Source organism: Actinophytocola sp., from assembly GCF_036002505.1.
GTDB lineage: Bacteria > Actinomycetota > Actinomycetes > Mycobacteriales > Pseudonocardiaceae > DASYTH01.
Window position 1 is genome coordinate 1 of sequence record NZ_DASYTH010000204.1, and the last position, 16,454, is coordinate 16,454.

The 16,454-nt window shown below is 70.8% G+C and carries 18 protein-coding genes and 1 pseudogene; 8 read left to right on the forward strand and 11 right to left on the reverse strand.

The features are described 5' to 3' along the window. Positions 1-455, forward strand: a 455-nt coding sequence (locus tag VGR06_RS17355) for a JmjC domain-containing protein (protein WP_327560120.1), incomplete at its 5' end; no start/stop codon positions are given. On the opposite strand, the gene VGR06_RS17360 is transcribed toward VGR06_RS17355, so the two are convergent. The 5 genes from VGR06_RS17360 to VGR06_RS17380 form a co-directional block, all read right to left on the reverse strand. Beyond that, complete coding sequence (locus VGR06_RS17360; RefSeq protein ID WP_327560121.1) at positions 412-1,128, reverse strand: TSUP family transporter; 717 nt, start codon at positions 1,126-1,128, stop codon at positions 412-414. The genes VGR06_RS17355 and VGR06_RS17360 overlap by 44 nt on opposite strands. An 11-nt stretch (positions 1,129-1,139) precedes the next feature. Continuing rightward, positions 1,140-1,361: a hypothetical protein gene (locus VGR06_RS17365; protein ID WP_327560122.1), complete on the reverse strand. Its 222-nt coding sequence runs from the start codon at positions 1,359-1,361 to the stop codon at positions 1,140-1,142. Next, positions 1,358-2,305, reverse strand: coding sequence for a hypothetical protein (locus VGR06_RS17370; RefSeq protein ID WP_327560123.1), 948 nt, complete (start codon positions 2,303-2,305; stop codon positions 1,358-1,360). The genes VGR06_RS17365 and VGR06_RS17370 overlap by 4 nt, the downstream gene beginning before the upstream one ends. Beyond that, entirely contained in the window at positions 2,302-2,850 is a 549-nt protein-coding gene (locus VGR06_RS17375; RefSeq protein ID WP_327560124.1) for a Chromate resistance protein ChrB, read from the reverse strand. The genes VGR06_RS17370 and VGR06_RS17375 overlap by 4 nt, the downstream gene beginning before the upstream one ends. Before the next feature lie 98 nt (positions 2,851-2,948). Continuing rightward, a complete protein-coding gene (locus VGR06_RS17380) occupies positions 2,949-5,537 on the reverse strand; it encodes a sialidase family protein (protein WP_327560136.1) in 2,589 nt (862 codons plus the stop codon). 388 nt (positions 5,538-5,925) lie between these two features. Between VGR06_RS17380 and VGR06_RS17385 the strand changes: the two genes are divergently transcribed. Together VGR06_RS17385 and VGR06_RS17390 are read left to right on the forward strand one after the other, a co-directional pair. After that, positions 5,926-6,198 carry a hypothetical protein gene (locus VGR06_RS17385; protein ID WP_327560125.1) on the forward strand — a complete coding sequence of 91 codons (273 nt, stop codon included), beginning with the start codon at positions 5,926-5,928 and terminating at the stop codon, positions 6,196-6,198. Positions 6,199-6,304: 106 nt separating this feature from the next. Then, positions 6,305-6,955, forward strand: a complete 651-nt coding sequence (locus VGR06_RS17390) for a hypothetical protein (RefSeq protein WP_327560126.1) — start codon at positions 6,305-6,307, stop codon at positions 6,953-6,955. A 57-nt stretch (positions 6,956-7,012) separates the two neighbouring features. On the opposite strand, the gene VGR06_RS17395 is transcribed toward VGR06_RS17390, so the two are convergent. Beyond that, positions 7,013-8,674: a hypothetical protein gene (locus tag VGR06_RS17395; RefSeq protein WP_327560127.1), complete on the reverse strand. Its 1,662-nt coding sequence runs from the start codon at positions 8,672-8,674 to the stop codon at positions 7,013-7,015. A 357-nt stretch (positions 8,675-9,031) separates the two neighbouring features. On the opposite strand from VGR06_RS17395, the pseudogene VGR06_RS17400 reads away from it, so the two are divergent. Then, a pseudogene (locus tag VGR06_RS17400) lies at positions 9,032-9,688 on the forward strand (alpha/beta fold hydrolase); the annotation flags it as partial. Between the two features lie 99 nt (positions 9,689-9,787). On the opposite strand, the gene VGR06_RS17405 reads toward VGR06_RS17400, so the two are convergent. The 4 genes from VGR06_RS17405 to phnD are packed head-to-tail and all read right to left on the reverse strand — an operon-like array spanning position 9,788 to position 13,139. Continuing rightward, positions 9,788-10,633, reverse strand: coding sequence for a class I SAM-dependent methyltransferase (locus tag VGR06_RS17405; RefSeq protein ID WP_327560128.1), 846 nt, complete (start codon positions 10,631-10,633; stop codon positions 9,788-9,790). Further along, positions 10,630-11,496, reverse strand: a complete 867-nt coding sequence (phnE, locus tag VGR06_RS17410) for a phosphonate ABC transporter, permease protein PhnE (RefSeq protein WP_327560129.1) — start codon at positions 11,494-11,496, stop codon at positions 10,630-10,632. The genes VGR06_RS17405 and phnE overlap by 4 nt, the downstream gene beginning before the upstream one ends. Beyond that, entirely contained in the window at positions 11,493-12,215 is a 723-nt protein-coding gene (locus tag VGR06_RS17415; protein WP_327560130.1) for an ATP-binding cassette domain-containing protein, read from the reverse strand. The genes phnE and VGR06_RS17415 overlap by 4 nt, the downstream gene beginning before the upstream one ends. Before the next feature lie 30 nt (positions 12,216-12,245). Further along, complete coding sequence (gene phnD, locus VGR06_RS17420; RefSeq protein WP_327560137.1) at positions 12,246-13,139, reverse strand: phosphate/phosphite/phosphonate ABC transporter substrate-binding protein; 894 nt, start codon at positions 13,137-13,139, stop codon at positions 12,246-12,248. Between the two features lie 123 nt (positions 13,140-13,262). Here phnD and VGR06_RS17425 point away from each other — a divergent pair, with 123 nt between their 5' ends. From VGR06_RS17425 to VGR06_RS17435, 3 genes are all read left to right on the forward strand, one after another. Then, positions 13,263-13,823, forward strand: coding sequence for a carboxymuconolactone decarboxylase family protein (locus VGR06_RS17425; RefSeq protein WP_327560131.1), 561 nt, complete (start codon positions 13,263-13,265; stop codon positions 13,821-13,823). Between the two features lie 223 nt (positions 13,824-14,046). Continuing rightward, positions 14,047-14,874 (forward strand): radical SAM protein, encoded by an 828-nt coding sequence (locus VGR06_RS17430; protein WP_327560132.1) that lies wholly within the window; start codon positions 14,047-14,049, stop codon positions 14,872-14,874. Positions 14,875-15,113: 239 nt separating this feature from the next. After that, positions 15,114-15,806 (forward strand): nitroreductase family protein, encoded by a 693-nt coding sequence (locus VGR06_RS17435; protein WP_327560133.1) that lies wholly within the window; start codon positions 15,114-15,116, stop codon positions 15,804-15,806. A gap of 33 nt (positions 15,807-15,839) precedes the next feature. Here VGR06_RS17435 and VGR06_RS17440 read toward each other — a convergent pair whose 3' ends face one another. Next, complete coding sequence (locus VGR06_RS17440; RefSeq protein WP_327560134.1) at positions 15,840-16,037, reverse strand: hypothetical protein; 198 nt, start codon at positions 16,035-16,037, stop codon at positions 15,840-15,842. Between the two features lie 156 nt (positions 16,038-16,193). On the opposite strand from VGR06_RS17440, the gene VGR06_RS17445 reads away from it, so the two are divergent. After that, the coding region (locus VGR06_RS17445) for a helix-turn-helix domain-containing protein (protein WP_327560135.1) at positions 16,194-16,454 on the forward strand (261 nt) is incomplete at its 3' end.

Consider the following 16,454-nt stretch of genomic DNA (forward strand, 5'->3'; position numbering starts at 1 on the left):
CCAACCTGCGCGCGCTGGCCGGCGCACTGGGCACCCGGTTCGCCTCCCAGTGCGACGTGATCGCCTTCCTCACCCCGGCCGGCCGCCGCGGCCTCGCCCCGCACCACGACCCGGTCGACGTGTTCGTCATCCAACTGGAAGGCACCAAGTCCTGGCGGGTCTGGCCGGCACCCGAGCACCGGCGCGGCGACGACGCCGGCAACCTCAACGAATCCGCGCTCGGCGAACCGGCCGTCGAGACCACCCTGGAACCGGGCGACGTGCAAACCGGCGTCGAGGTCTCCCACCACCTCCGTGACGCCGCCGCGGCCGACGCCATCGGACCCGACCGGCCACTGGCCCGCGCCGAGTCGATCTCCGTCCTCGAACGCGGCGACAACGGCAAGGTCAAGGCCAGCGTCAACGGCGCGGTCACACCCTGCCGGCCAACGTCATCGAAGCGGTCAACGGGCTGAGCGAAGGCGGCACCGTCCACGCCGGAGCACTGCTGCCCGGCGTGTCCACGGACCTCTCCACCCGCACCGCCCGAACCCCTCGTCCGGATCGGGGTGCTGCGGACGGTCTAGTCAACCCGGCGACCGCGGCCCGCACCCGACCCCGATCAGCCGGCCTGCAGGACGTCGGCCGCGGCGAGCGCGATCGCCACGCCGCCGAGAAGCACCCGCAGTGCGGTGTGGGCAGGTGGGGTTGGAGGCGGGCGCCGAGGTAGCCGCCGAGCAACCCGCCCAGGCCGCAGGCGATGCCCGCTGTCCAATCGGGAGCGACCGGTCCGGGTGCGGCGAGGGCGAGAAGGGCGTAGGTGATGGCCCCGACGATCGAGGTGAGGAAGGTGCTGACCAGTGCGGCGGGTGCGACCCGGGCCAGCGGCAGGCCGGCCGCAACCAGAACGGGGCTGAGCAGAGAGCCGCCGCCGATGCCGTAGATCCCGCCGACCACCCCGGCGGCGAACGCCACCACGGTCACACCCCGAGCGGGAAGCCGGGTTCGCGCCGGCTGCGCGGCGTCCCGGCGGCGGATGAGCACAAGCACTCCGATCGGACCGAGCAGGAGCCGGAACGTGCCGGCACCGGGCAACAGGTACACCCGCAGAACCGCGCCGATGATCACGCCGGGCACGGTGCCGGTCACCAGCCGGCGGGTCAGGGGCCGCCGAGCTGGTGCTGGCGCCCGAAGCGCAGCAGCGCGCCGGGCATGGCGATCACGTTGAACAGCAGGTTGGTCGGCGTGACCCGCGGGCTGGGAATGCCGAGCAGGTCAAGCTGAACGGGGAGCAGCAACACCACGCCGGACACCCCGACCGGTGCGGTCATCACCGAGATCACCAGCCCGGCACCGAACCCGGCCAGCGCCTGCCAGCTCATGTGCCGAGGAGGACGTGGGTGGTGGCGTAGCCAGCGTAGAGCAGCAGCAGGGTCGCACCGTGCCAGCGGGTGAGCCGGCCGCGCCAGAGGAACGCGGTGGCCAGCCAGGTGACACCGATCAGGAACGGCCAGTCCAGCACGACCACATGGTGCGGCACGGCGACCGGGGCAACCAAGGCGATCAGGCCGAGGTTGAACAGCACGAAGTAGATCAGGGTGCCGACCAGGTTGCCGGCGGCGACGTCGTGGCGGCCTTCCCTGGACGGGACGGCCTGGCGGATGACCTCCTCGGCCTCGATCGCCGCCGGGGTGATCACCATACCCATCAGGGTGGCGGGGAAGCTGAACCGCTGGATGAGGCTGTCGGCGCCGTAGTTGACCAGCTCGGCGCCCGCGGTGATCACCGCAAGACCGAGCACGGTGAGCCCGACCGGACGCCACCACCGGCCTGGCCGCTGGGCCGCTTCCCGCACCTCCGCGGCGTCCTCGCCGAAGAAGTCGTGGCGGCGGGAAACCCTTACCAGGTAAGCCATCCCGCCGACGAAGATGATCAACAGCGCGGCGCCGGCCAGCCGGCTGCTGGTGCCGCCGATGAGGGCCAGGCCGCCGGCCATCGGGGTGACCGCGAGCAGGACGAGCACGCCGCGCGGCAGCCGGACCCGCAGCGGGAACAGCACGGCGGCCAGCCCGAGCGCGACGCAGACCAGAAAGCTGCCACCACCGAACACCGTGCCCAGCGCGATCTCGGTGTGCCCGGAGCGCGCGGCCACCACCCCGACGGCCACGTTCTCGGCCTCCAGCCCGGAAAAGATCACCGCGATGACGAACGGCGCCGCGCGCAGCAGAGCGGCCAGCCCGACCATGCCCTCCAGCAGCCGCTCGGTGGACCAGACCACGACCACCACACCGAGGAGGAACGCCCCAACCGCCAACGCCGCGGTCACGACGCACCGCCCTCGGTGCTCGCCGAACGCTCGGTGAACTCGTGCAGCCGCCGGTCGGCTTCCTCGATCGCAGCCTCGGCATGGCCGCGGCCGGCGGCGCCGTAGCGGTCCCGCCCGGTGACCGCCGTGAGCCAGCGGCGCAGCTTGGTCAGCTCGGCCTCGTTCTCCTCCACCTCGGCGAAGGTGGACCGGCCCCGCTCGCTCTCCCGGTCCAACTCCGCCACCAGCGCGACCGCGCGCTCCATCACCTCGGCGTATTCGGCATCCCGCTCCGCGTTGAACCGCTCCCGCAGCGCCCGTTCCGCCTCGGGCGCGAACGTGGTGATCCGGAACTGGTCGATGCTGCCGCCCCCGCTGACGATCCCCTCGGCCACCGTTGCGAGCGCCCGCTCGCCCGCCGACCCGACCGGCAGCAGGCAGGTCGACGGCCCGACATACAGCGCGCCCAACCGATGCAACCGCCGCCACGCCGCCACCCGTGCGGTGGACGGCTGCTTCGGCGTCCGGTACGCGATCAGCACCCAACCCCCATGCTCGTCGCTCACCACCGCAACATGATGCAACACTTGTTGCACAACAGCAACGAGTGTTGCACGAGATGCCGCCGGCAGGGTGGGCTGCCGGCGGCCGTCTCGGTTTCGGGTCAGATGCAGTTGTGCAGGTCGCTGGTGGCCGAGCCGACCACCACGTCGACGATTCCGCCGAGGGCGGTGAGGTGGATGGCGTTGACGGTGAGGCCGAAGTCGGCTCCGGGGACCGGGGTTTGTTCGTTGACGATGAGTTGGGCACCTCCGGCCAGGCCGATCCGGAAGTTCGGGGTGGCCGGCACGGTGATCGGCACGCCGCCGATGGTGAGGGTGAGCGTGGTGCTTCCGGCGGCCGTGGTGCAGTTGCTGGTGGAGGTGGCGGTCAGCCCGGACACACTGATCACCGGAATGCCGGGGACGCCGATGGTGGCGTCGGCGGCGGTGGCGGTGGCCGTGGCGGTTCCCGGGTTGACCGTGGTGGTCACGTTGGCGCACAAAGCATGCGCGGTCAGCACGAGGGCGCTCAGCGTGGCGGTGCACGGCGGGTTGGTGGTGGACGCGTTCGGTGTGCGCACCGGTCCGGTGTCCGGGGTGGGTGGCACCCGCAGGCGCAGCAGCAACAGGTTGATCGCGGCGGTGAGCCCGAACGCCCGGCCGGTCATGAACTGCAGCAGCAGTATCGCCGTCGCGCTGGACGGCAGGTAGAACGCGTCGCCGGCGAACGTCGCGGTGAGCGGGACGGTGGCGCTCGCGTTCAGCGGTTGGTTCGGGGTGATCGTGCAGGCGGCGGTTCCGGCCGCGTTCGTCGTGCCGGTGCAGGTCTGCTGGGTGGCGCCGGTGCCGATGGCGATGCTCACCGTACGCCCGTCGATCGGGACGACACCATCCTCCCTGAGCAGAGCGGTGAGCTGCGCGGGTGTGCCGTTGGCGATGCGCGACGGTCCGGTGTAGACGAGGGTGGTTTCCTCCCGGGTGATGGTAAACGGCACGGTGATGCTCGCCGGTCCGGCGGAGTCGTTGCCGGCAAAGGAGACCGTCAGCGTGGTCGGGCCGGCCGGCTCCTGCGGGATGATCGTGCAGGCGGCGACCCCGGCGCCGTTGGTGACCGCGCTGCACGCCTCGGTGCCGGTTCCCGCGCCCAGCGCGAAGTTCACCGTCGCCCCGGTCACCGGGCTGCCCGCCGCGGTCAGTGTGGCTGAGGCGGTGAAGGCGTCGTGGAAGTCGGCCGTGGTCGGGCCGGTGTAGGTGAGCGTCGACGCCGGAGGCGGTGGGGTGACCTGGAAGTAGATGGCGTGGATCGGTGGGTTGGCGGCGGGGACGCCGCTGGTGTTGCCGGAGAACACGCCGTAGAAGTTGCGGCCGACCGACTTGAGCTGGTGGTAGTCGCCGAGCACCCGCTGGCGGGGGTCGGAGTTGTCGGTGGCGGGCGACTGGAAGCTCTGCAGCACGGTGTCGGTGAAGGTGGCGCCGTGGTCGGTGCTCTGCGCCAGGTGGGCGGTGAAGATCGGGAATCCGGTGGAGGTGGTGCCGTCGAAGGTGTCGTAGAGGACGCCGATGGTGCCATCGGAGGTGACCGCGACCGAGGGCAGCGCCGCGTCGGTCGAGGTCGACACGTTCACCGCCGGGCCGACGGTGAGCCCACCGCTGCCGTTGTCGGTCAGCCGCCGGAGCCGGAGCCGGTTGCCGCCGGAGACATCCTGGCCGTAGGCGACGTAGACGTCGCCGTTGGTGGGATCGACCGCCGCGTGGTCCACCCCGCCGAGCAGGGCGTTGACGGTGCCGAACTTGAACCCGGGCGCCTGGTCGCTGTTGACCGTGTCGACGACCAGGCCGTCGGTGTTGCCGTTGAGCGTCCAGGTCGCGCCGCCGTTGGTGGAACGGTTGAGCCGGTAGGTCACGTTCTTCGGCTGGGTATTTCCGGTGGACTGCTCGTAGAGCGCGTACATGGTGCCGTTGCGCGGATCGTTGGCCATCCGCAGGCCCGGATTGGTCGCGAGTGGACTTTCCGTTCCGGCGATGTTGTCGGCGGTGATGTCGACCGGGATGGCGCCGTAGGAGACCGCGACGCGGGCGTCGGGGTTGCCGGCGAAGTGGTCGTAGGCGACGTAGACATCGTCCTGGCCGGCCGTGGTGGGGTCACGGTTGACCAGCAGCCACGGCTGGTCGGGTTGTGCGTGCGTGCCGTTGGTCGTCTGGGCCGGGTTGCCGTTCCACTGCCAGGCCGAGGCCTGGGTCGGGTCGGTGGTGGACCCGGTGACCACGCTGGTCGAGGTGAGGAACGTCCCGTACAGCGTGCCGTCACGCCCGTAGTCGATGGTCTGGTCACACGGGCAACCCGACGTTCCGGAAACGCCGGGCGGTACCGGAATGCTGGTCCGGTTGGTCCAGGTCTGCCCGCTGTCGGTGGAGTGCAGCACGTCCGCGTTGTTGGGCCAGGCGAAGGTGAACCGGGTGATAGCGATCTCGTTCGGGTTGGCCGGATTGATCGCGATACTCGGCTCATTGCCACCCGTGCTGCTGGCCGCCGCGGTGGCGTCGATGACGAACACACCGGCCGCGTTCACCGCCGGTCGGCCGGCCAGCGATGCCGCCCCGCGGAAAATGGTGCGGTCGGGCGGATTGCTCCGCATCGACGGGTTCACCAGCGGCTGCGAAGGCTGTTCCGACTGTGCCACCGCGGGCACGGCCAGCCCGGCCGAAACCATGGTCACCGCGGTGACCATGGTCAACAGGCGTCTTCCAGAAGTCAGGACGCGCGGAAATCCGCAGAATGATCTCACCGATTGCCCCCTCGGCTAGTCGGTTGAAAACCGCAGTTTCCGATCACGCGCTGCTGGTGATCGGAAACACCCAGAATTGCCCCGGCACGTTATCGAACACATCAGTAGACCACAAGGGGGAATAGCGTTTTCACGTGCCCAATAGGGCAAAAGGCGTACTGTGACGCCCATGCGTTTGGCTTATATGGTCTTCGCGGTGGCTTTTGGCCTTTTTGTGACCGGTTGCGCCGGCTCCGCCGGTAACGGCCCGGACGGGACGGACCAGCCGGCCACCTCGGCCGCACGGAGCTCAGCAACCACACCGCCCGGGACCGTGCGTGGTCAGGTCGTGCGCCCGCCCGGTCCCGACCCGCGCAGCGGCGGCACCGGCACGCCGGTCCCGATGAGCGGCGATCCCGTCCACGCCACCGACCTCGGCGGGCATATGGTCGCGACCACCGCCACCGCCCCCGGCGGCCAATTCGAACTGACCCTCCCACCCGGCACCTACCGGATCACCGAGGACATCTGCGGTGCCGCCCAACAGGTCGAAATTCGAAGCGGGACAACAACATCACTGACCCTGACGGTTGCCAACGCGTGCTGAGGTAGCACGCCAAGGCCCTGAGTGCCACCGCGTTCTGAGTCCCCGCAACCTCATCGGCGGTCGGCCCCGTCCTAGGGTTGACCGCCGATGAGAGTTGAGGCAGGGAATGAGGCGCACGCCATGGTCGTCGAAGCTTGTCGCGCTCGCCGCGACCGGGGTGCTGACCGTGATGTCCGGGTGCGGCGCTGACCGCGGTGCCGGTGAGCCCGAGGCGACGGGCGAGCCGGCGGCGACGAGCGAGTCGGTGCCCGCGGGCGGGTCGGACGGCGCGGACGCCACCTCGATCACCGCCAGGCCGACCATCGGAACCCCCGGCCCGGCGCCCGGGCCGGTCGGCGGACCGGGTTCACCGGTGCCGTTCGTGGCGGGCGAGGTGTCGGTCAAGCTCGACGCCGGCGAGTACCGGGTCGGCGGGAAGATCCGGGTGACCGTGTCCAACGGCATGGATCGCCCGGTCTACACCGAGGATTTCAAGACCGTCTGCTCGATCGCCATCCTGCAACGGAAGGACGGCGGTGGCTGGACGGACATCACCGGGTGCGCGCTGGGCCGGCCGACCGTCACCGTGACGATCGGGCCGGGGCTCGGGCAGCGCATCGAGATCGACCCGGCCAGCTTCCACCTCACCCGCGGAGGTCCGGGCGGTCCGGCGTTCGGCGCTGGTACGTACCGGGTGAAGTTCACCTACCGCGGCGAGCCCACCCTCGGCGGCGAGGATCCGTTCACCGCGTACTCACCGGAGTTCACCATCCGGTGAGAACGGAGGTGCCCCGGCCCTCCGGGGAAAGGGCCGGGGCACGTCTCGGGAGTGGGATCAGGTTGCCGGGATGGAGTTGCGCCAGGCGAGGTAGCACTGCTGGTCGCGGCCGCGGCCGAACTCGGTGTACACGGCGACCACGTTGCCCAGCGCGGTGCCGCCGGAGAACCCGTAGCCGGTCGCGGCGAAGTACTCACCACACGGTGCCTGGCGGCGCACCGTGAAGTAGTCGCCGAACCGGGTCGGGTTGTGCGTGGCTCCGACCGTGAGGATGCAGAAGAACCCACCCGGGCCCGGGTTGAACTGGTCCTTCATCCCCACGCACGGGGCGACCGCGGGGCCGCCGCCGCCGTTGGCGCCGCCGATGGCCACGGAGTAGCCGAGGTCACCGCGGTCGTTGGCGCCGAAGTTCGGCGAGCCGGCGCACCGGTCGGTGAAGAAGAGCTGCGGCTGCTGCACCAGCGTCAGGGCGTTCTGCGCGGCGCCGACCCGGAACTGCGCGCCCTGGATGTAGGCGTGGGTGTGTCCGGCGTCGTTGGAGACCTCCGCCCAGGCGTGCACGAAGTCGTTGCCGAACGTGACCCGCACCGGGAACCCGACGATGCTGGTGGACGGATGCCAGTTGACGTTGCCGACCCCACCTCGGCAGTCGGTCGCCCCGAACGTCATCGTGCCCACGGCGACGAAGGTGGAGAACACGGTGGCCGAGTTGTCCGCCCAGCTGAACACCCGCCACTGCGTGGTGGTGTCCACCCACGCCAGGTACATCACGTCGCGGGCGCCGTGCCCGGGCACCAGGATGCGCTGCCCACCCGGGTTGGTGAAGGTGATGATGTTGCCGCCCGCTCCCAGGCACGCGGCCATCGAGTCGGCGGAGAGCCGCTCGATCGTCGCACCCAGCCATACCCCGTTGACCAGGTCGACCCGGTTGGCGTTGAAGTACACGAAGTCGTTGGACAGCCCCAGGTGCGGGTAGTCCGGGATGACCGTGCCGCCCGGGTCGAAATCGATGAAGTAGGTGCAGTTGTCCGCGCCGTTGATGTTGTTGCGGACGTTGATTCCGATCACGCCGTCGGTGAGGCCGGCGTTGACGTAGATCACGCTGTGGAATGTGACGCCCCGGGCGTGGTCGTAGATCACGTCGGTGTCGCCGAACGGGTTCGGGGCCTGAACCGGCCCGGCCGGATAGGCGCCGGCACAGAGGTAGAGCGTGCCGCCGGTGATGGAGAACTCCTGATGGGTCAGGTTGCCCGTGTAGTAGACATTCGGGCCCTCATTGGCCGCCGCGGGTTCCGCCAGGGTGCTGCCGGTGCCGCAGAGGTTGGTGTTGGCCACCGTGTTCTGGTTGTTGCGCCCGATGATCAGGTCACCCGGGGCGTTCACGCTCGGTCCGGAGACCGGCGCGAACGTCGACGGGCTGGCCTTGCCCGCGGCCGCCGCCGGATCTTCCTTGCCGGGTATAGGTTTGGTGTTGGCCGCCATCGCGTCGTGCGCGGCGTCGAGCTTGGCGCGCATCAGCGCCAGCTGGTCGGGTGCCAGCTGCGCGGCCGGCGTGTAGTCCTTGGCCAGCGTGGGTTGCGCGGTCACCGAGGAGGCGACCGCCACACCCGGCTGAACCGCCTCGTCCGGGGCGGCGGGCGCCTGACCCGCCGTGGTGACCGCCGACACCAGCAGCACACCGGCCGCAATCGCGATGATCCGAATTCTGCGTCGATTCAAGATGGACCTCCAGGAGCATTGCAGGAATCCTGGGCAGGACGAACAAGCGGATTACGGAATGTCATTCCGCGATCCAACAAAACGTCCGTGTAGCGGGTCGACCCGATCTAGAAGTCCGTTACACGTCCAATTAAACGAACTTTCCAAGCCACACAATAAGCCGTTCGCCGGCCACCAGGTTGGCCCGACCAGACCATTTCGCGAGCCCACCTGCCATGCTCAAATTCGACTGCCCCTGACTGGGATGACCGGCGTTGATCCAGTCCCGGGCAGTCATCGACGCCCAGGCGGCCCGCCAGGCGCTGGCCGCGGGCCGGTTGGCCTGCCCGTCGTGCGGCGGGATGCTGCGGCCGTGGGGCCGCACCGGCCAGCGCACGGTTCACCATCGCCGAACACGCCCGGATCGTCGAAGGCTTCGTCGAGCAGCTCGGGCTGCGCGATGTCACGGTGATGGTGCAGGACTGGGGGGGCCCGATCGGGTGCTGGGTGGCCACCCGGCACCCCGAATGGTTCCGGGCTTTCGTGATCGGCAACACCTGGGCCTGGCCGCTCCACGATCTCTCCACCCGGCTGTTCTCCACCACCCTCGGCGGCCGAGGACTCGGCGGACTGCTGGTCAAACAAGCCGACCTGTTCGTCAACGTTTTCATGAGGGGCGGCATCCGGCTCCGGAAACTCAGCCCGGCCGAACGTCGCATGTACCAGCAGCCGCACCCGACCCCCGCCTCACGCGAACCGGTCCATGTCATGCCGCGCGAAATCCTCGCCGCGCACGATCTGCTCACCGACGTCGAACAGGGCCTGGAGCGGGTCGCGGACAAGCCGGCGCTCATCGTGTGGGGCGACAAGGACCCGGCCTTCAAGGCGGCCCACCGATCCCGCCGGGAACGCACCTTCCCCCATCACCAGACCCGCATCCTCCGCGGCGCCTCGCACTACATCCAGGAAGACGCCCCCGACGAGATCATCACCGCCATCACCGAATGGTGGCCCACCACCAAACCCGGCGGATAGGCCCCCACCAGCCGCAGCCAGATCGGCCAGGGTGCCGAACCGGACTCGTTCGGCGCCGCCCGAAACGCGGCGGGATGACCCGCAACCGCAGCCCGCCGGTCAGGGTGCGGTGCCGGGCCACCAGATGGTGACCAGGTCGCGCCCGGAGGAGCCGAGATCGGGCGGTTCGTCTTCGGTGATCCCATGCCGGCGCAGGGCGGCGGCGACGTCCTCGGCGCGGTGCGGTGGCAGGCACAGGCGCCGCCGGGTGACGTCGACCAGGGTGGTGAAGGACCGGTACTCGGCGGCCGGTGGGCGGGTCCGGCGATCGGCTTTCGCCGGGATACCAAGGGATTGCAGGAGTTCGACGACCTGGTCGGCGGTGGGTCCGGTGGGCCGGTGCAGGTCGTGGAACTCGCGCCAGTAGGGGTTGAGTTCGGTCAGTGGGTGGCGGGCGGTGATCTCGACGATCACCCGCCGCCGGGCGTGGGTGGTGAGTGCGGTGACGAACGGCGCGAGGTCGGCGACGTTGTAGAGGACGTGGTGGCAGACCACGATGTCGGCGGTGGGCACGTCGCCGGCCACGTCGGGCCAGCAGCCGTGCACGGTGGTCAGTTCGAGCCCGAGCGGGGCGGCCCGACGGGTGAGGTCCTCCAGCAGCGGCCGGTGGGTGTCGATCGCGGTGAGCCGGGTCATCCGGGGGGCGAGCGGCAGGCTCGCGGCGCCGCCCGCGGCGCCGACGTCGATGACCGAGCCGCCGTCGGGCAATGCCGCGATGGCATGGACATGGGACGGGCCGGCGGGGTCGGCCAGGTGCCGGTCGGCGCGGCGGGAGAAGACCTCGGTGGGCAGCACCCAGGGCGACTCGTCGACCGCCGCCATGATCGCCTCGGGAATCCGCCAGGCGGCGAGGTCGTCGGCCCACGCGCGCAACAGCCCGGTGGTGTGGTCGGTCAGGTTGGTCATGTCGCGGCTCCCATCCGCCGCCGGATCACCCGGGAGAGCTGGTCGACGAGCAGGATCATCGCCAGCACCGCGAGGATCAAAGTGGACAGCTCGTCGTAGCGGAACAACCGCAGCGAGATGGCAAGCTCCTGGCCGATCCCGCCGGCGCCGACGAAGCCGATCACGGTGGAGGTGCGCAGGTTGCACTCCCACTGGTAGAGCAGCAGCGACGCCAGCCCGGCGCGGGCCTGCGGGATGATCGCGAGCACCGCGGTCGCCGCTCGGCCGGTGCCGGTGAGCCGCACGGCTTCAACGGGCGCCGGGTCGATGGCCTCGAGTTGCTCGGCGCCCAGCTTGGCCAGCAGCCCGGCGCCGTGCACGGCGATGGCCAGCGCGCCGGCCGCCGGGCCGGGGCCGATGGTGGCCACGAACAGCAACGCCCACAACAGATCCGGCACGCCGCGCAGGAACGCCGCGCCGGCGCGGGCGCTGCCCCGCAGCCACCCCGGCGCGCCGACGTTGCCGGCGATGAGCAGTGCGCCGGCCAGCCCGAGCGGCGCGGCCAGCAGCAGACCGGTCAGCGAGATCTGCACCGTCTGCAGGACCGCGCTGCCGACGTCGGCCAGGAACGCGGCGGACAGGTCGGGGTGCAGGAAGCCGCGGACCAGGTGCAGGCCGCCCTCCCGGCCGTCGATCAGCGCGCCGACGCTGACCCCGGTGCCCTGCACCGACCAGACGAGCAGCACGAGGATCGCGCCGACCGCGGCCCAGCGCAGCAAGCGGCGTCGCGGCACCGCCGACGGCACCGGCGTGGGCGGTGCGCCGCGCTCGGCCGGTTTCGGGGTGGGCGGCGGCCAGGGTCGGGTGAGCTCCTCGGGTGTCATGGCTGATCACCGCGGTAGATACCGGCCGTGACGGACTCGTCGAGGGTTGCGCCGTCGTAGGCCAGCCGGCCGTCGCGCATCGCCAGGATGCGGGGGAACTGGCGGGCGACGGCGAGGTCGTGGGTCGCGACGATCACCGTCACGGGTCGGGCCGGAGAGCCGGCGGTGCGCAGCGCGTCCACCGCGGCCGCCGCGGTGACCGGGTCGAGCCCGCTGGTGGGTTCGTCGGCCAGCAGCAGCCGGGGCTGGCCGAGCAGCGCCCGCACGAGCGCGACCCGCTGGCGCTGGCCGCCGGACAGCTCGCGGGCCGGCTGCCGCAGACAACCCAGAATTCCGTGCTGCGCGGCCAAAGTCTCCAGCTGGGACTGGAAAGGCGCGGGGATCTGGCCGGTCAGGGCCCGCAGCCAGTCCCGGGTGCGCCAGGTGGCGGCGGTGCCCATGAGCGCGTTCAGCCGGCCGGACACGCCCAGCACCAGGTCGTTGCCCTGCCGGACGACGCCGGTGCCGGACCTGATCCACGCTGCCGCCCGCCGCGGGCCGTGTGGGTCGTGGCCGCCGACGCGGACCCGGCCGCTGACCGGGACGGCGCCGAGCAGGGCGCGCAGCAGGGTCGACTTCCCCGCGCCGGAGGGACCGAGCAGGGCCACCCGCTCGCCCTCGGCGATGCGCAGCGTCAGCCGGTCCACCGCGCGGACGCCGCCGGGGAACTCGACGCTCAACTGCTCGGTGTCGATGTCGATCTGGGTCTCCTATCGGGACGCGGGCTCGGCCAGCCCCAACTCGGTCGCCTTCCGCCGGATCTCGTCGTAGTCCGATGCCGCCGCGGCCACATAACGCTTGGCGCGCATCAGGTCCAACAGGTTCGGGTCGGTGATCGCGGTGAACGCGTCGGTCAGCGTCCGCTGCGCGCCGGTGCCCAGGTCGGTGCGCATCACCCACGGGTAGCCCTGGACGCTGCGCTGCTCGATGACCCGCAACGCCCCGGCGGCAACCGTGCCGTCGCGCTCCAGCCGGTGCAGGATGCGCAGCTCCAGCCCGCCGGCGTCGACCCGTCCACTGAGGACGGCCTGCGCGGTGGCGTCGTGGCCGCCGGTGAACGTCACCTGCCGCAGCGGCGGGCAGTCCGACACCCGCCGCGGCGAGCACCGCGCGCCGGCCTCGACGAGCATGAGCCGCGGGTAGAGGCTGCCCGACGTGGAGCTGACGTCGCCGAAGGCGAACGACTTTCCCGCGGTGACGATGTCGCGGCGCAGGTCCCGGTGCGGGGAGTCGGCGCGCACGACGATCGCCGAGAGGTATTGCGCCGTTCCGGTTTCCTTGTCCAGTTCGGTGACCAGCGGCGTGAGCGCGACCTGCCGCTCGGCCTGGACGTAGGTGAGCCCACCGAGGTAGGCGACGTCGATCCGCTTGCCCACCAGCGCGGCCACCACCCCGGCGTAGTCGGCCGCCACGAACAGCTCCACCCGCACGCCGAGGCGCTGCTGCAGATGCTCCGCGAACGGCTGGTACTTCGCCCGCTGCACGTCCGGGGAGATGTTCGGGATCAACCCGATCCGCAACGTCGCCGGCACACCGTCGGCGCCGACGGTGCGGTCGGCACCGGCGGCGCAGCCCGAGCCGAGCAGTACCGCGGTCACGATCATCACAAGCAACCGGCGCACAATGGGGATTGGAGCACGAGCCCGCCCGGGATGATCCTTACGAAGCCGTGACGGCCGGCCGGCGCCGCGACCACCGGCGACGAGACGGCCATAGACTCGTCGGCCATGAGCAGCAGCGCGGTGACTCTGCTGGGACCCGACCAGGCCCCGCTGCTCGCCCGGCCCTACTACGAACGGGGCGACCCCGGTCCGATCGTGGCCGCGCTGGCCCAGGTTCCCGAACTGCTCGAGGTCGCGCTGCCGTTCATCGGCACGGTGCTCGGGCCGTCCGCGTTGGACTGGCGGACCAAGGAACTGGTGATCGTCCGGGTGTCGGCACTCATGGAATGCCGGTTCTGCGTCAACGCGCACACCGCGGTCGCCCTCGACGCCGGCCTCAGCCGCGCGGAAATCCTTGCGCTGCACGGAAAGGCGAGCCTCGACGCGATCATCGACCCGGCCGAACGCGCCATGCTCGCCTGGGTCGACGCCGTCGCCTGCGGACCTGGCCCGGTCGAGCCGACCGTGCTGGCCGGGCTGCGGCCGCACTTCGCCGAGCACGAGATCGTCGAGCTGACCCTGCTGGTCGGCGCCACCCTGATGCTCAACCGGTTCGCCACCGCGCTGCGGCTACCCACCGACACCGCGGTGCTGCGCCGCCTGGAAACCGAGGACCTGCTGCCATGAGCGGAGCTTGCGGAGCGAACCAATTGATACTCCTGCGGCTCCGAGGAACGAGGAGACGCAGGCTTGGCGGAGCTTGCGGAGCGAACCATCGACACTCCGGCATCTCGGAGCCTGCGAGGAGATGCCGGCTTGGCGGAGCTTGCGGAGCGAACCATCGACACTGCCCCGCCGCCGAGGAACGAGGCGGCGGGGTTCGGCGGCACCGAGCTTGCGAGGTGACGTGTTGAACCCCATCGCCGATGCCGTGGCCGAGGGCCGGCTGCCGGGCCGGGTGTGGCTCTACGCCAACTACCACTGCAACCTCACCTGCACCTACTGCCTGACCGAGTCCGCGCCCAAGGTCGCCCGGCGCGAGCTCGGCCGCACCCGCATGATCGACATCGCCCGCGAGGCCGCCGACACCGGATTCACCGACCTCGGTGTCACCGGCGGCGAACCGTTCCTGCTGTCCTGGCTGCCCGACACGCTCGCCGGCATGTCCGAGCACCTGCCGGTGCTGGTGCTCACCAACGGCACGCTGTTCACGGCGCGCCGGCTGCGCGAGCTCGCACCCATCCTCGGGCGACCGGTGGCGCTGCAGATCTCGCTGGACCGGCCGGACCCGGACGCCAACGACGGGATGCGCGGCCCGGCCAACTTCCGCAAGGTCGTCGAGTCCGTGCCCAAGCTGGTGTCACAGGGGATCCGGGTCCGCATCGCCACCACCGTCGAGTCCATTGCGGACACCGAGCTGGATCGGTTGTGCGCCTTGCACCGCGAGTTGGGCGTGCCCGACGACGACCACATCATCCGGCCCATCGTCCGCCGCGGCCGCGCCGTCGACCACGACCTTGGCGTCACCGCCCATCAGGTCGACCTCCCCGCGGAGCTGACCATCACCGCCGACGGCGCCTTCTGGAGCCCGTTCGGACCCACCGTGCACGGCGGTGTGCTCGACACCGACCTGCTCATCACCCGGACCACCCACCCGCTGCGGGTCTCGGCCGGCACCCTGCTCCGGCTGGTCAGCGACCAACCAGTCGGAGCCGACACCGCGCTGAACATCCGTTGAGCATGACACCCCGGTGTCCGGTCGGGCACCTCCCGCACCACAATCCACACAGGCCGGTCCTGGCCGAATCCGGTCAGCCCGTCAGCATCTGCTCCAGTTTGAGCGGGTCGCGCCCGCGGCGGCGGAGGCGTCGTCGGGGTAGACCACTTGCTCTCCGGCGGCGGCACCAACGTGGAACGATCGATCCCAGATAACAGCGGACACACACGAGCGCCCGTGGGGTCCGGCACAGTGGGGCTATGGATTCCTCGACACCGACGGCGGGCAGTTCGTACCGTCCGATCCCCTACCGGCCACGGCGCATGCCGGTCGAGGAGTCGTTGCGGACCGCCGCATGGCTGAGCGAGCGGATGGCGCAGCGGCGGACGGTGCGGGCGTTCTCCGCCGACCCGGTGGACGAGCGGCTCGTCGTCGACGCGATCGCGGTGGCGGCGACCGCGCCGTCGGGTGCCCACCAGCAGCCCTGGACCTTCGTGCTGGTCACCGACCCGGACGTGCGGGCCCGGATTCGGGAGGCGGCCGAGGCCGAGGAGCGCAGAGCCTACGAAGGCCGGCTCGGCGCGGAGTGGCTGGCCGCGCTCGCGCCGTTGGGCACCGACGAGCACAAGCCGCATCTGACCGAGGCGCCGTTCTTGATCGTGGTGTTCGCCCAGCGGTACTACCTCGACGAAGGGACCGGGAACAAACACAAGCACTACTACGTCGACGAGTCGGTCGGCATCGCGGTGGGCATGCTGCTCACCGCCCTGCACCTGGCCGGACTGGCCGCACTGACCCACACCCCCAGCCCCATGCGGTTCCTGTCCGAGATCCTCAACCGGCCCCGCAACGAGAAAGCCTTCGCCGTCATCCCCGTCGGCTACCCCGCCGACGACGCGACCGTGCCGGACCTGACCCGCAAACCACTCGACCGGGTCCTGCTCCGAGTGTGAGTCCCGAACCCGCCGCCGACGGCGAGCACGGGATCAGCGCACTCCCTGCCCCGGTCCGTCCGCGCCGGTGGCCGAGAGCTGCTTCTCTCCCTGGCGCCGAACGCATGCGGCATGGGTGGGACGATCGTCGGGGAGCTCGAGGGACCAGCCGAGAGCGGCGGCGGTCCGCAGCGCGCAGGTGAGGCAGGCGTCCCCCGACGCCCGTGGGCGGCCCTCGCCGTTCCTGTCCACGTACTCGTCCTTTCCTTGCAAAACAAGGCAAAGCGGGACGATACGTGGCCAACGCTAGACACACTCTCACCGGCGGCACACCGGATGCGGGTCTTGTAAGCGAATGGTAAGAGCCCGGGTAAAATATCTTGAACCATCTGTTCCAAGTTCACGGGGATGAGGCATTTCGTGGCCGACGTCAAGCATTTCGACCAGGCCGCCGTTCTGGGCACGGCGGTGCACCTGTTCTGGCGGCGGGGTTTGGCCACCACCGGCATCCAGGACCTCGTCGACGCGACCGGGGTCAACCGGTCGAGCCTGTACGCCACCTTCGGCGGCAAGCGGGAGCTCTACCTCGCCGCGCTCGACCGCTACCTCGACGAGCACGCCCTCCCCAGCTTCACCCGACTCGCCGACGACCCCCGAGGACTCCCCGCG